The 14,047-nt window shown below is 52.0% G+C and carries 14 protein-coding genes and 1 pseudogene; 10 read left to right on the forward strand and 5 right to left on the reverse strand.

Translation table 11 applies throughout. The annotated features are described in order from the left end of the window. Nucleotides 1-1,377 carry an aminodeoxychorismate synthase component 1 gene (gene pabB, locus JZM30_RS03085; protein WP_252317530.1) on the reverse strand — a complete coding sequence of 459 codons (1,377 nt, stop codon included), beginning with the start codon at nt 1,375-1,377 and terminating at the stop codon, nt 1-3. A 124-nt stretch (nt 1,378-1,501) separates the two neighbouring features. Between pabB and JZM30_RS03090 the strand changes: the two genes are divergently transcribed. After that, nucleotides 1,502-1,681: a YoaH family protein gene (locus JZM30_RS03090; RefSeq protein ID WP_252317531.1), complete on the forward strand. Its 180-nt coding sequence runs from the start codon at nt 1,502-1,504 to the stop codon at nt 1,679-1,681. A gap of 40 nt (nt 1,682-1,721) precedes the next feature. Here the strand turns inward: JZM30_RS03090 and JZM30_RS03095 are convergent, their stop codons facing one another. Beyond that, a complete protein-coding gene (locus tag JZM30_RS03095; protein ID WP_252317532.1) occupies nt 1,722-2,069 on the reverse strand; it encodes a RidA family protein in 348 nt (115 codons plus the stop codon). Between the two features lie 194 nt (nt 2,070-2,263). On the opposite strand from JZM30_RS03095, the gene yoaA reads away from it, so the two are divergent. From yoaA to rnd, 5 genes are all read left to right on the forward strand, one after another. Continuing rightward, nucleotides 2,264-4,189 carry a DNA repair helicase YoaA gene (gene yoaA, locus JZM30_RS03100; RefSeq protein WP_252317533.1) on the forward strand — a complete coding sequence of 642 codons (1,926 nt, stop codon included), beginning with the start codon at nt 2,264-2,266 and terminating at the stop codon, nt 4,187-4,189. Between the two features lie 73 nt (nt 4,190-4,262). Continuing rightward, a complete protein-coding gene (gene tsaB, locus JZM30_RS03105) occupies nt 4,263-4,964 on the forward strand; it encodes a tRNA (adenosine(37)-N6)-threonylcarbamoyltransferase complex dimerization subunit type 1 TsaB (protein ID WP_252317534.1) in 702 nt (233 codons plus the stop codon). A 183-nt stretch (nt 4,965-5,147) separates the two neighbouring features. Then, a complete protein-coding gene (locus JZM30_RS03110; RefSeq protein ID WP_252317535.1) occupies nt 5,148-5,600 on the forward strand; it encodes a Slp family lipoprotein in 453 nt (150 codons plus the stop codon). A gap of 199 nt (nt 5,601-5,799) precedes the next feature. Then, nucleotides 5,800-7,506, forward strand: coding sequence for a long-chain-fatty-acid--CoA ligase FadD (fadD, locus tag JZM30_RS03115; RefSeq protein WP_252317536.1), 1,707 nt, complete (start codon nt 5,800-5,802; stop codon nt 7,504-7,506). A gap of 121 nt (nt 7,507-7,627) precedes the next feature. Beyond that, a complete protein-coding gene (rnd, locus tag JZM30_RS03120) occupies nt 7,628-8,758 on the forward strand; it encodes a ribonuclease D (protein ID WP_252317537.1) in 1,131 nt (376 codons plus the stop codon). A gap of 48 nt (nt 8,759-8,806) precedes the next feature. On the opposite strand, the gene minE is transcribed toward rnd, so the two are convergent. From minE to minC, 3 genes are read right to left on the reverse strand one after another with little or no spacing between them, the layout of a single operon-like run. Then, nucleotides 8,807-9,076: a cell division topological specificity factor MinE gene (minE, locus tag JZM30_RS03125; RefSeq protein ID WP_252317539.1), complete on the reverse strand. Its 270-nt coding sequence runs from the start codon at nt 9,074-9,076 to the stop codon at nt 8,807-8,809. Nucleotides 9,077-9,079: 3 nt separating this feature from the next. After that, entirely contained in the window at nt 9,080-9,892 is an 813-nt protein-coding gene (minD, locus tag JZM30_RS03130) for a septum site-determining protein MinD (protein WP_252317540.1), read from the reverse strand. 22 nt (nt 9,893-9,914) lie between these two features. Continuing rightward, the gene (gene minC, locus JZM30_RS03135) at nt 9,915-10,601 is read right to left on the reverse strand and encodes a septum site-determining protein MinC (RefSeq protein WP_252317541.1); all 687 of its coding nucleotides are present in this window, start codon (nt 10,599-10,601) and stop codon (nt 9,915-9,917) included. Between the two features lie 133 nt (nt 10,602-10,734). Here minC and JZM30_RS03140 point away from each other — a divergent pair, with 133 nt between their 5' ends. The 4 genes and pseudogenes from JZM30_RS03140 to JZM30_RS03155 all read left to right on the forward strand — a co-directional run bounded on the left by JZM30_RS03140 (nt 10,735) and on the right by JZM30_RS03155 (nt 13,936). Next, a complete protein-coding gene (locus tag JZM30_RS03140) occupies nt 10,735-11,004 on the forward strand; it encodes a YcgL domain-containing protein (RefSeq protein WP_252317542.1) in 270 nt (89 codons plus the stop codon). Nucleotides 11,005-11,281: 277 nt separating this feature from the next. Next, nucleotides 11,282-11,938 (forward strand): annotated as a pseudogene (locus JZM30_RS03145) (fumarylacetoacetate hydrolase family protein). Nucleotides 11,939-12,085: 147 nt separating this feature from the next. Next, the gene (gene ycgN, locus JZM30_RS03150; protein ID WP_252317543.1) at nt 12,086-12,532 is read left to right on the forward strand and encodes a cysteine cluster protein YcgN; all 447 of its coding nucleotides are present in this window, start codon (nt 12,086-12,088) and stop codon (nt 12,530-12,532) included. Nucleotides 12,533-13,438: 906 nt separating this feature from the next. Then, nucleotides 13,439-13,936 carry a ricin-type beta-trefoil lectin domain protein gene (locus tag JZM30_RS03155; RefSeq protein ID WP_252317544.1) on the forward strand — a complete coding sequence of 166 codons (498 nt, stop codon included), beginning with the start codon at nt 13,439-13,441 and terminating at the stop codon, nt 13,934-13,936. Nucleotides 13,937-14,047: the final 111 nt, after the last annotated feature.

Here is a 14,047-nt window from a genome sequence, read left to right on the forward strand (position 1 = left end):
TCATAACCTGTGCGCCGTGTTTAGTAGGGGAAGAATTCGGCCCAGTTTATCCAGGGTTTCCTGGTATTCCGCCTGCTCCTCGCTGTCTGCCACGATACCACCGCCCGCCCAGCAGTGAAGTTGCCCCTGTTCTGCAATCAGCGTGCGAATGGTAATGCTGGTATCCATGGTGCCACAGACGCTGATATAGCCAATGCTGCCACAATAGGCGTTGCGGCGATGCGGTTCCAGCTCTTCGATAATCTCCATGGCGCGAATTTTGGGCGCACCGGTGATGGAGCCACCGGGAAAACAGGCGCGCAGCAAATCCGTGGCATGGCTGTTTTCCGGTAGCCTTGCCTCAATGGTGCTGACCAGATGGTGCACCGCCGGAAACGGCTCAACGTGAAACAGCACAGGCACCAGCACGCTTCCGGGTACGGCAACGCGGCCAATATCATTACGCAGCAGGTCGACAATCATTAAATTCTCTGCGCGATCTTTCTGCGAGACTGCAAGCGCCTTGACGCGGCGCGCATCTTCCTGTGGATCGGCAGCGCGCGGCAGTGTCCCCTTGATGGGGCGCGTTTCAATGCGCTGATTTTGTAGCTGCAAGAAACGCTCTGGCGATACGCTGATGACGCAATGCTCCGGCAAGCGGATAAACGCAGAAAACGGGGCTCGATTGGCATCAGAAAGCGAGAGAAAAGCCTGCCATTCATCACCGCGATAACCTGCGCTGAAGCGCTGTGCCAGGTTGACCTGATAGCAATCCCCCCCGCGCAGATAGGCTTGAATGTGTTGGAAGCGGATGCCGTATTCATCCCGTGTCATATTGGACTGCCACGGGGTAGTCAGTTGGAAATAGCCAAGGGAAGTTACATCTGGCGGTGCGGATAACCAGGCCAGCCGCGCTTCATGGTTACCATAGGTTACCAGCATAAGCGTCTGCAGCTGGTGGTCGGCGATCAGCGCCCAGTCGTAGATGCCCACTGCCATGTCCGGCAGGTGGATATCTTGCTTTGCCTGTGATGGAAGCGTTTCGATGCGTCGTCCGAGATCGTAACCAAACAAGCCGAGTACACCGCCCTGAAAAGGCATATCGGGATGCGTGTGTGCGGCGATCCCGGCCAGCGTCATTGTCTGGCGCACCAACAAGAATGGATCTTGTGTGGAGCGCTCTGTGCCGTCCGCGCGCGTGATGAGCGTCTCATCGCCCTGAGTGGTTAACGTTGCTACCGGGTCGGCCACCATGATATCGAAACGGTTGTGCTGGTGAACGGCAAAACCGGAGTGCAGCAGCATGGCCCATGGCTGATGAGAGAATCTGGCAAACAGATGCAGCAGGGCATCCGGCTGATAAGGCAGTCTATGAAAATCAGGTAAACGAGAATCCATCGTTGTTATGTCATTGTGCAGGTGCTGATTAATATCGTTGTTAGCGTTATGATGCGTGCTTATAGGTCACGCCAGTGCGTCAGCCTAGCACAATTCGCCCACGGCGTATAAGGAAGCTGACTGAATGTTTAATGATATGCCCCCCTTAACCCACTCGCAGCAGCAAGACGCGGTTGAACGTATTCAATCGCTGATGGCGCAAGGTATGAGCAGTGGAGAGGCCATCGCATTGGTTGCCGCTGACTTACGGCGGCAATATAGAAGTGACACGGTCACTTATGATGAAAGTGACGAGGATGAATAAGCCCTAACGCAGGCGCTCAGCGGACGACTTTCAGAATGCACTACAGCGCGGCGATGGCCTTGATTCCCACTTTATATTTCGGGTTCATCAGACGCGCTTCTACGGTACAGCGTACCGGCGCCGGGCCTGCCACCACCCAAGCATCCCAGGCGGCATTCATGGCGCTAAAGTCTGCTGCGTCAGCAAGGAAAATCGTCACATCCAGCAGACGCGTTTTGTCTGAACCATTCTGACTCAGGATGGCATCAAGCTGTGCCAGGGTGCTTTCGGTTTGCGCCTGAGCATCGGCATCCAGATTCTCCAGCACGCTGGTGTAGTAAAGGGTGCCGTTATGAATTACGGCATCGGACCAGCGGGCTTCTGGTTGAATTCTGATAATGTCTGTCATTGGTTGTCTCCCTGCATCAATCCTAAAAGATAAAAATCGTTTTGCAGCCTACCATGATTCTGTGGGGTGAGGCGATGTGATCGCGATGCAAGGTGGCTGCCGGGGCGGACACAGGGCATAATTGAACAATAGCTTCACCGCATCCCTTCCGGTTTTGGTTGTGGTAATTGGGCAGTGACAAATAGAGAGCGTGTGTGACAAAACATTCCGTACAGGACGATTTTTCTCCCGAAGGCACCTTGGCGCGAGCCATTGACGGTTTTAAACCGCGTGAACCTCAGCGTGATATGGCTGCTGCGGTAGAGCGCGCCATTGTCGAACAACACGCACTGGTGGTGGAAGCGGGCACCGGTACCGGCAAAACCTATGCCTATCTGGTTCCGGCGCTGCGTTCTGAACGCAAGGTCATTGTCTCCACCGGTTCGAAAGCCCTTCAGGACCAGCTTTTTTCACGTGATTTACCGCGCATCGCCACCGCCTTGGGTTACACCGGGCAGGTCGCGTTACTCAAAGGCCGATCGAACTATCTGTGTATCGAGTGGCTGGAGCAACAATCACTGGCTGGAGGCGATCTGAGCGGTGAAGCGCTGAGCGAACTAATACGTTTGCGGGGATGGTCATCGGCCACGGTAGATGGTGACATCAGTACCTGCACCGACGTGGCGGAGGATAGTGCGGTGTGGCCGTTAGTCACCAGCACCAATGACAACTGTCTGGGGAGCAATTGCCCACATTATAAAGAATGCTTCGTGGTCAAAGCGCGGCGTAAGGCGATGGAATCCGATGTCGTGGTGGTTAACCATCACCTCTATCTGGCCGATATGGTGGTCAAAGAGAGCGGATTTGCTGAGCTTATCCCGGATAGCGATGTGGTTATTTTCGATGAAGCACATCAGATCCCCGATATCGCCAGTCACTACTTTGGTCAGCAACTCACCAGTCGTCAATTGCTCGATCTGGCGAAAGATATCATTATCGCGTATCGCACCGAAGTGCGCGATGCGGCTCAACTGCAAAAATCCGCCGATCGCTTATCACAAAGCACACAGGATTTTCGGCTGGCACTGGGTGATCCCGGTTTTCGCGGCAACCTGCGTGATGTGTTGGCGCAACCCTCGCTGCAACGCGCGCTGCTGTTGCTCGATGATGCGCTTGAACTCTGCTATGACGTTGCCAAACTGTCGCTCGGGCGCTCGGCGTTGCTGGATGCCGCCTTTGAACGCGCGACCCTGTATCGCGCCCGTCTCAAACGGCTACAGGATGTGCAACAGGCCGGTTACAGCTATTGGTATGAATGCAATGCGCGGCATTTTGTGTTGGCGCTGACACCGCTCTCCGTGGCGGACCGTTTTCGTGAGCTGATGCAAGAGAAGAAGGCCGCATGGATCTTTACCTCGGCGACGCTGTCGGTTAACGACCGGGTCGAGCATTTTACCGAGCGCTTGGGATTGGACCATGCGCAATCTATGTTGCTGCCGAGCCCGTTTGATTATGCGCAGCAGACGCTGCTTTGCGTGCCACGTTTTCTGCCGGAATTGCAGCAACGGGGTGCGGCACAACGGTTGGCCACTCAGTTGCGTCCTCTCATCGAGGCGAATCGCGGGCGTTGCTTTATGTTGTGTACTTCGCACCAAATGATGCGCGATCTGGCCGCAGAGTTCCGTGCCTCACTGACATTGCCCGTGTTGCTTCAGGGCGAAACCAGCAAGGCACAACTGTTAGCGCAGTTTGTCTCTGCGGGGAATGCGTTGCTGGTGGCGACCAGCAGCTTCTGGGAAGGGGTGGATGTGCGCGGTGATGCGCTCTCTTGTGTGATTATCGATAAACTGCCGTTTACCTCGCCAGATGACCCGCTGCTGAAAGCGCGTATCGAAGATTGCCGCCTGCGCGGCGGCGCTCCGTTTGACGAAGTACAACTGCCCGATGCGGTCATCACCCTGAAACAAGGGGTGGGGCGTTTGATTCGCGATGTGGACGATCGCGGCGTTATCGTTATATGCGATAACCGTCTGGTGATGCGTCCTTACGGCAAAACCTTTCTGCAAAGCCTGCCGCCAGCTGCTCGCACGCGCGATCTGACTCAAGCGATCCGTTTTCTTTACCGCACCGAGGCGTTGTGATGCCTCGGAGTAATTCCATTCGCGGTGTGCTATGCTACGCCGCGTTATTTTTGTTTCCCTGCCTGAGGTCGGCATGTCTACGCGAATTTTAGCGCTCGATACTGCGACGGAAGCCTGTTCCGTTGCACTCTGGAATGATGGTCAAGTTTTCTCCCTGTATGAAGTATGTCCACGTGAGCATACCCAACGCGTGTTGCCGATGGTGCAACAGGTGCTGGCTGAAACCGGTGTGGCGTTGAACAGTCTGGATGCGCTGGCATTTGGTCAAGGTCCCGGCAGTTTTACCGGTGTACGAATCGGTATTGGTATTGCTCAGGGGCTGGCGTTAGGCGCAGATTTGCCGATGCTGGGTATCTCCACGCTCGCCACGATGGCGCAGGGGGCCTGGCGTCGCACAGGTGCAACGCGCGTTCTGGCGGCGATTGACGCCCGAATGGGGGAGGTCTATTGGGCCGAGTATAAGCGTGATGTTTACGGTAACTGGCAGGGCGACGAACATGAAGCCGTGCTGACGCCACAGCAGGTACTGGAGCGAACCCTATCGCTGCGTGGTGAGTGGGCGACTGTTGGAACCGGGTGGGAGGCGTATCCGACACTGGCTGCCCACGCGGAGATCGCTCTGACGCCGGGCGATATGCTGCTGCCACAGGCGCAGGATATGCTGCCGCTGGCCTGTCATCAGTGGCAGTCAGGTAACGCGGTCGCCGTCGCCGATGCCTTGCCGCGTTATCTGCGCAACAATATCACCTGGAAAAAATTACCCGGTCGCGCCTGATAATCGCGCAACTTATTGCATTACTGCCTACTCTAATGAGTAGGTAATGGCAAAGGGATCAGTATTATGGCGATTTCTTATTGGTCAAAACAGGTGACGTTCGCGGTGCTGGCACTGTTGCTGGCAGGCTGTTCTTCGATTCCTGAATCCATCTAGAGTAGTTCAGAAAGACCGTACGACCGTTTGTCGCAAATCACGTTGATGCCGCAGATGGCCTTGGGTCAGGAGGCGCGTCTCGGCGGTCGCGTTGTGGCCGTTCATAACGAAAATGATAAAACCCGATTGGTGATTGTCAGCCTACCGCTGGATCGCTGGGCGCGGCCCCAGTTGGAGAGCGTTTCTGAAGGACGATTTATTGCCAACGTCAAAGGCTTCCTTGAACCTCTCGATTTTCAGGGGCGACTGGTGACGGTTGTGGGTTCGGTCGCGGAAATGGAGCAAGGTCAGATAGGCAGCAGGCCTTATCGCTTTGTGGTGATCAATGTGACGGGTTATCAACGCTGGAGTGAAACGCAGCAGGTCATCTTACCGCCTGCGCGGCTGATCCAGTGGGGGTGGGATTGGCGTTACCGGCGGGGTTGGGGCTTTGGCAATGACTGGGGCCCGGCACGTATCGAGACCATCGTGACGCAATAAATGACGGTTTTTTTCTCTTAGAAAAACGGAGAACAACGAGGCGACGCAGGTCGCCTCATTTTTTGATACATATGATTAACAATAAGGCGTGATCGAACTCTCAACCTCGATATTGTCTCAGCAGCAACTGGTGAACTGAGTTAAAATAATGTTAATTAAACGAGCGGTGGGAGAATCATCATGCCACTAAAAAAATACCTTGGAGAAAATCTGGTTAACGCGTTATCCGGCAAACGTGCCCGCCGAAATTAATCCGGATAACTATACGTCGTTGGTCGATCTTTTTGAAAATGCAGTTGCCCGATATGCAGACCTATCTGCATTTATTAACATGGGCGAGGTAATGACTTTCCGCAAGTTGGAAGAGCGTAGCCGCGCGTTTGCCGCCTATTTGCAAAACCAACTCCATCTGCAAAAGGGCGACCGCGTGGCACTGATGATGCCGAACCTGTTGCAATATCCGGTCGCGTTGTTTGGCATTTTGCGCGCCGGCCTGGTGGTGGTTAACGTCAATCCGCTTTGTACCCCGCGTGAACTGGAACATCAGTTGAAAGACAGCGGCGCAACCGCCATTGTGATTGTGTCCAACTTTGCACATACGCTGGAAAAGGTGGTGTATAACACCGACGTTAAACATGTGATCCTGACGCGCATGGGCGATCAGCTCTCTACCGCGAAAGGGACGCTGGTCAACTTTGTGGTTAAATACATCAAGCGTCTGGTGCCGAAATACCATCTGCTGGATGCCATCTCGTTTCGCAGTGCACTGCAACAAGGGCGGCGACTTCAGTACATCAAACCACAAATCGTGAATGCCGATCTGGCATTTTTGCAATACACTGGCGGCACCACCGGGTTGTCGAAAGGTGCGATGCTGACACACCGTAATATGCAGGCGAACCTGGCACAAGCGAAAGCCGCTTATGGCCCGGTATTGCAAGAGCGCCATGAATTGGTGGTCACCATGATGCCGCTCTACCACATCTTTGCGTTGACGGTAAACTGCCTGCTGTTTGTTGAACTGGGTGGACAGAACCTGCTGATCACCAATCCGCGTGATATCCCAGCGATGGTGAAAGAACTCGGTAAATACCCGTTTACGGCGGTCACGGGCGTTAACACCTTGTTTAACGCGTTGCTGAATAACAAGGCCTTCCATGAGCTGGATTTTTCTACGCTGCGTTTGTCGGTGGGGGGCGGCGCCTCGGTGCAGCAATCGGTGGCGGAGCGGTGGGAAAAGTTGACAGGAAAATACCTGCTGGAAGGCTATGGCCTGACCAAAATCTCGCCGCTGGTAGCGGGCAACCCCTATGATTTAAAACACTACAGCGGCAGCATCGGTTTACTGGTGCCGTCCACCGATGTGCGTATCGTGAATGATGAGGGGCACGATGTAGCGCCGGGTGAATCGGGAGAACTGTTGGTGAAAGGTCCGCAGGTGATGTTGGGCTACTGGCAGCAACCGGCCGCGACGCAAGAGGTGCTGAAAGAGGGGTGGCTGGCGACCGGCGATATTGTCACGGCAGATGATGAAGAGGGGTTTCTGCGCGTGATCGATCGCAAAAAAGACATGATTCTGGTGTCGGGGTTTAACGTTTATCCGACAGAAATTGAGGAAGTGATTGCGCGCCATCCAAAAGTGTCTGAGGCGGCGGTGATCGGTGTGGAAAGCGAGCTGAGCGGTGAAGCGGTTAAAGCCTACGTTGTGGCCCGTGACAGCAGCCTCAGCAAAGATGAATTGATCACCCATTGCCGCCGTAATCTGACGGCCTACAAAGTGCCAAAACTGGTGGAGTTTGTGGAAGAATTGCCGAAATCCAACGTGGGAAAAATTCTGCGTCGCGAGTTACGCGCCGACAATGGCAAACAAAAGTCACCCGATGAAGGTGTCGCAAAGGTTTCCTGATTTATCAATAAAACGTCTGCCAGATCGCAGCAGGACAGGCTATCATAGCAAAAGGTTAACAACGCCGGTTATACCGGCGTTGTTTTTGCAGTAGCCGACAGTTAAAACAAGAGAACACGTTTTGAATTATCAGTTAATCAGCGATAACAATGGCCTGGAACAGGTTTGTCAGCAGGAGCGTCAGCACACGCAGGTCGCGTTGGATACCGAATTTGTCCGCACTCGCGCCTATTATCCGCAGTTGGGTCTTATCCAGCTTTTTGACGGTGAAACCATCTCTCTGATCGATTCCCTCACTATCAGTGCGTGGCAGCCGTTTGTGGCGCTGTTGCAAGATGCGCTGGTGACTAAGTTCCTGCACGCCAGCAGTGAAGATCTTGAGGTGTTTCTTAATGCGTTTGGCGTGTTGCCGCATCCGTTTATCGATACACAGATTTTGGCTGCCTTTCTCGGTAAGCCCTTGTCGTATGGATTTGCTGCATTAGTGGCAGATTATCAAGGTGTGACGTTGGATAAGACCGAATCGCGTACCGACTGGTTGGCTCGTCCGTTGACTGAGAAACAGTGTGACTATGCCGCCGCAGATGTCTTCTATCTGTTGCCGATGGCTGCTGAGAAGATTGTGGCCGAAACGCGTGAAGCCGGATGGCTGGACGCGGCGTTGGATGAATGCCGGTTACTGTGTCAGCGTAAACAGGACATCCTCGCGCCGGAACTGGCCTATCGTGAATTTGGTAACGCCTGGCAACTGCGTGGCAAGCAACTGGCTTGCCTGCAACTGCTTGCTCAGTGGCGTCTGAATCTGGCGCGCCAGCGCGACAGCCCAGTCAACTTTGTGGTAAGGGAAGAAAATTTGCTTCAGGTGGCGCGCTGCATGCCGTCCTCGTTGGGCGAGTTGAGCGCTCTTGGGCTGAGCGGCCCGGAAATTCGTTATCACGGTAAAACACTGCTCGATATTGTCGCCCAGGCCAATGCGCTACCGGAATCCCAGTATCCTGCGCCGATCGTGAATCTGATCGATTACCCAGGCTATAAGCGCGTGTTTAAAGATACCAAAACTCTGGTGATGCAGGTGAGTGAACGTAGCGGACTTTCTGCTGAGTTACTGGCATCACGGCGTCAGATTAACCGCTTGTTGAATTGGCATTGGAAGTTGTTTGCTCAGGAAGGTTCGGTACCTGAAATGTTGAACGGCTGGCGAGCTGAACTGTTCGCTGCGCCGCTGCGCGATTTGTTGACTCGCGAAGGGTAATAGCAGAATAACCCCCACATGGTGAGGGGGTTATTTAATTCCTTGGACTCATTTAGCGGGTTCTTCCGGTTCTGGCAGGGTGACGTTAAGTTCAAGCACGGAGATATCATCCCCTTTTTGCTCCAACTGAACCGTCACCATTTCCGGGTCGATCTGTACATATTTACAGATCACCGCCAAAATATCCAGCTTTAACTGTGGCAAATAATGTGGCTCACTGTCGCCACGGCGGCGTTCCGCAACGATAATTTGCAGCCGCTCCTTGGCAATATTCGCGGTGTTTTTTTTGCGGGACAGAAAGAAGTCGAGTAAGGCCATAATTTATCCCCCAAAAAGGTGTTTAAGAAAACTCTTTTTCTCTTCCTCAATGAAACGGTAGGGACGATCTTCACCCAGCAAGCGATCGACGGTGTCAGCGTAGGCTTTGCCTGCGTCGGAAGCGATATCAAGGATCACCGGTTCCCCCTGGTTTGATGCACGCAGTACGGACTGATCTTCGGGAATAACGCCAACCAGCGAAATACGAAGGATCTCCAGTACATCTTCCATGCTTAACATATCACCGCGGCTAACGCGGCCTGGATTGTAACGGGTGAGCAGCAGATGCTCTTTAATCGCATCCTGACCGCGTTCAGCCCGGCGTGATTTGGAGGCAAGGATGCCGAGAATGCGGTCAGAGTCGCGCACCGATGACACTTCCGGGTTGGTGGTAATAATGGCTTCGTCGGCAAAATAGAGCGCCATCAATGCACCCGTTTCAATCCCAGCCGGGGAGTCACAGATGATAAAATCAAACTCCATTTCTGCCAGCGTATCCAACACTTTTTCTACGCCTTCGCGGGTTAGTGCATTTTTGTCACGGGTTTGTGACGCGGGCAGAATATAGAGATTTTCCGTGCGCTTGTCTTTGATTAATGCCTGATTCAGCGTGGCATCACCTTGAATCACATTGACGAAATCGTAGACCACGCGGCGCTCGCATCCCATGATGAGATCGAGGTTACGCAAACCAATATCGAAGTCGATAACAACCGTCTTTTTACCTTTCTGGGCTAAACCGGTAGCAATGGCCGCGCTTGAAGTAGTCTTGCCAACGCCCCCTTTACCCGATGTAATAACAATAATGCGTGCCATAAATAGTTCCTTGTTAAAGGGCTTAGTCTAGAGGTTGTATGGTTAAATCGTTTGCGAGTTGGTCGAACTTCAGACGCACGGCCTTCCCGAAATGGGCCGCTGGGATCTTGTCACTGAGCCAGTAGCGCCCAGCGATGGATACCAGTTCGGCTGCAAGATGCGTACAGAAGATTTGGCTCTGCACATCACCCGAGACGCCCGCCAGCGCTCGTCCCCGAATCATGCCGTAAATATGGATATTGCCATCGGCGATCACCTCTGCACCGGCGCTGACGCTGCTCAGTACGATTAAGTCGCCCTCTCTGGCATAAATCTGCTGGCCAGAACGAACCGGCGTAGTAATCACTTTGGTTTTGGCTATTGCTGGTGCAACGGGAATAGGCTCAGGTGCCCGACGCGGCGACTTACCTTCATTTAACAGCGGCAATCCCGCTTTGATAATGGCTTTTTTAAGTACCTCGTCCTTACAACCGCTCACGCCCACCACGTGTAACCCCGTAGAAATAATAGCGTGCTGGATAGATAACCAGTCTATTTCTTCCGTCAGGGCGGTAACATTAATAACCACAGGCGCATTTTTTAAAAATGCTGGAGCCTGCTCAATCTTTTCCTGTAATGCTTTAATAATTACCTCAGGTTGCGACTCATACAAATGAACAACCGATAAGGTAAAATTGCTGCCTTTTAACTCAATTGGCGTTTGTAACATCTATCCTGACTCAGTTTCATCCTGTTAAATCCCTGGATTTGCATGGCAACATGATATTCCAGAGTGCTGTAAGCATGTTATAGTCACAATTATATACAGGCAAGATGACATTCCCATCTAATCGAGTAAAAAAATGTTTTGTGTGATCTATCGAAGCGCCAAACGCGATCAAACCTATCTCTATGTTGATAAAAAAGACGATTTTTCCCGCGTACCGGAAGCGCTGATGAAAAGTTTTGGTACACCGTATTTGGTGATGCTATTACCGCTTGATGGTAGCAAAAAATTAGCGTCAGCCGACATCGAAAAAGTAAAGCAGGCACTCAAGGAGGAGGGTTTTTATCTGCAAATGCCACCGCCTCCGGAGAATTTGTTATCCGTTCATCACAACGTCAGCAAATAACGTGGTGCCATGTTTGGGATAAAAATTCGGTTTTTTCTTAACCGTTTCCCACCCCGAATTGTGTAGCTCAGGCGTCGTGCTGATGCATAACGGCGCTTAAAAAGTATGATCTGGCGTTGAATTCTTTACTTATATTTTTCCGCATTACTGTCTACAGGCTTGTTTTATCGGCGCAGAGACGTATAAATAAACCCCTGACGTAAATGGATACCCACCGGTTTACCTGATGTACTGGGTATCTGAGCGTGATTTTCAACTGACAGGGCAGGAGATATCCATGTACCAACACAGAGACTGGCAGGGCGCACTGCTCGATTTCCCGGTAAATAAAGTGGTTTGCGTCGGCAGTAACTACGCAGACCACATCAAAGAAATGGGAAACTAGGTCGCCCCTGAACCCGTGCTATTTATCAAACCTGAGACTGCACTGTGCGATCTGCGCCAACCGGTAGCTATTCCGAAAAACCTGGGTTCGGTGCATCACGAAGTTGAATTGGCGGTGCTGATTGGCACGCCGCTTAAGCAGGCGAATGAAGAGCGCGTGGCGCGAGCGATTGCCGGTTACGGTGTCGCGCTGGATTTGACGCTGCGTGACATTCAGTCCGAGTACAAAAAAGCCGGTCGCCCATGGGAAAAGGCCAAAGGGTTTGATGGTGCTTGCCCGATTTCGTGGTTTATTCCCGTCGCCGAGTTTGGCGATCCGCAGCAGACGGATTTAGGCGTGAAAGTGAATGATGAAATCCGCCAACAGGGCAACACGCGCGATATGATCACGCCGATTCTGCCATTGATTGCTTATATGAGCCGCTTTTTCACACTGCGCGCGGGTGATGTGATCTTGACCGGAACCCCAGCAGGCGTTGGCCCGATTATGTCAGACGATATGCTGACCATCACCATCAACGATCGTAGCCTCTCCACGCGGATTATCTGATCTTTCTCTGACCCGTTCCCATTGGGAACTGGTCAAGCGCTTGCTTCACTCCGTTAAATCCGTTATACCCCTCCTGCACGTTGCAGGTTTGGTTGGCGGGGCGTTTGTGCGTTGCCAGATAACATAAAGATTGATGAGATACTGTGCATGAGCGAACGCGATTTTTGGCAGCAAAAAACTTTGTCTGAAATGTTCGATCAAGAGTGGGAGTCCCTGTGTGATGGCTGCGGTCAGTGCTGTTTGCATAAACTCATTGATGAAGACACGGAAGAACTCTACTTCACCAACGTTGCCTGTAATCAGTTAAACATCAAAACCTGCCAATGCCGCAACTATGAGCGGCGATTTGAGTATGAGCCGGATTGCATCAAATTGACGCGGGAAAACCTGCTCTCTTTCGACTGGTTGCCTTCTACTTGCGCTTATCGATTGATTCACGAAGGCAAGGGCCTACCAGGCTGGCATCCGTTGCGAGCAGGTAACAAAGCGCTGATGCACAGTGAACGCATCTCCGTGCGTCACATTGCGGTGCGTGAAACCGAGGTTGTCGATTGGCAGGACCATATCCTGAATAAACCGGAGTGGGCGCGGTAAGTATTGTTGTGCAGCGTTTTTGATTGTTGTTATTAACAATCATCCAATTCCTGTAAACGCTGCATATCATTTGCGCTGCGGTGACCGATCCCTGCACGTTTTGAAATCTCGTTCCCTGCTTTATTGAGAGAGCCGGGGACTTACCCATCGCTTCCTTTACTATTCCTTGCCGTCAGTCGTGGCATAAAAACGAAGGTGCATCCATCGGTGCGTGTTCCGACAAACTCACGCAGATGGGCATCATTCTGACGCTGTTTACCTATCCGCGTATAACACCTCTGACTTTTTAATGTATGAATCACCGCTTGTGTGAACGTAGTGGCTTCTTTGCCACACTCCGTTATAGGTAGACGTTGCAGGAGTTGAGAGGTGGGTTTGCTTAATATGTCAGTTCATATAATGACCCGACTCCAGCCGAGAGAAATAAGGACTATGTCATGATGAACAATTTTTTCTTGATAATAACAATGATGGTTTCTGGATGCGCTGTCGAAAATTTTGATCCGAATAAACATCGTATCAATTGATCTTCCGAGGTAATGCCTCGTTAATACGAAAAGCTAACCAAATCGCAACGGGCGGCCATCATGTCAAGAGAACGGCCTGATTGTGGTAGGGGATATGAGGGCTCCTCGCATTTTCGTTGGTAAATTTCATTTTTTGAATCGCGTGATCCGATACGAAAAACCCGAAAACAGTGCCGATTTTGGCGTTTCTGTCCTCGGGCTACATTTCCCCTGCCCGAACCCTAGTGCGCATGATTCTAATTACGGGCAGTAATTCGGGGTTTAGTGACTTGTCGTTGTGATAAATGAAGTATCTTTCTCACTCTAAGACCTGGCGAGCTAGGCCAGCGTCAGGATGGCGCTGTGGTATCAAGACTATTGAATCGACACGAGGAATAGTATGAAAAACGCAAAGGTATGCAGCCGGTTAGCCGTTATTCTGGCTTTCATGGCCAGTTCAGCATCATTGATGGCAGCGGGCAAGAACACAGTCAGTGAGCAGGATCTTGCTCAGGCGTCTGTCATTACGCTGAACGCCACGACGGTTAACTGCTTTGTGAGTATTGCCAGAGGCCGTAATTGTGTAGTTCAGGGGGAAAATGATGTTCCCACCCTGTTACCATGCCCCGAGACATCAAAAACTACACCCATTACTACGACCTTCAATATCATTGAACTCAGTCAGGATTGGTACCTGGCTGATAGCTGGATTGGCCCTGTAGTTAAGCGATGCGATCTCAAGGATCCCGCTCAGCATTGGGATGCGCTGACCACGGGACCTACCCACGTTAAAAATATTGAGACAAAAAGATGTCTGACTTCAGTGGGACTTGATAAACCACTTAAATTACAAAGCTGCACGGGTTCTTTTGCGCAGACATGGGCTTTGCCAAAGTAAGCAACTGAGGTCAAGTTTACATTTAGGCTCACTTCGGTGGGCTTATTCTTTTCCTGTAAATCTAACCACTGCCGTAACGTCGCTAAAGGCGGGCAGTCAGATGAAAAACAG

This window comes from Candidatus Symbiopectobacterium endolongispinus (assembly GCF_018777385.1).
In the GTDB taxonomy this organism is placed as follows: Bacteria; Pseudomonadota; Gammaproteobacteria; order Enterobacterales; family Enterobacteriaceae; genus Symbiopectobacterium; species Symbiopectobacterium endolongispinus.

Coding starts and splice junctions, on each gene's coding strand:
- pabB (WP_252317530.1), bottom strand. CDS start 1,377: ATGGATTCTCGTTTACCTGATTTTCATAGACTGCCTTATCAGCCGGAT.
- JZM30_RS03090 (WP_252317531.1), top strand. CDS start 1,502: ATGTTTAATGATATGCCCCCCTTAACCCACTCGCAGCAGCAAGACGCG.
- JZM30_RS03095 (WP_252317532.1), bottom strand. CDS start 2,069: ATGACAGACATTATCAGAATTCAACCAGAAGCCCGCTGGTCCGATGCC.
- tsaB (WP_252317534.1), top strand. CDS start 4,263: ATGTCTACGCGAATTTTAGCGCTCGATACTGCGACGGAAGCCTGTTCC.
- minE (WP_252317539.1), bottom strand. CDS start 9,076: ATGGCCTTACTCGACTTCTTTCTGTCCCGCAAAAAAAACACCGCGAAT.
- minD (WP_252317540.1), bottom strand. CDS start 9,892: ATGGCACGCATTATTGTTATTACATCGGGTAAAGGGGGCGTTGGCAAG.
- minC (WP_252317541.1), bottom strand. CDS start 10,601: ATGTTACAAACGCCAATTGAGTTAAAAGGCAGCAATTTTACCTTATCG.
- JZM30_RS03140 (WP_252317542.1), top strand. CDS start 10,735: ATGTTTTGTGTGATCTATCGAAGCGCCAAACGCGATCAAACCTATCTC.
- ycgN (WP_252317543.1), top strand. CDS start 12,086: ATGAGCGAACGCGATTTTTGGCAGCAAAAAACTTTGTCTGAAATGTTC.
- JZM30_RS03155 (WP_252317544.1), top strand. CDS start 13,439: ATGAAAAACGCAAAGGTATGCAGCCGGTTAGCCGTTATTCTGGCTTTC.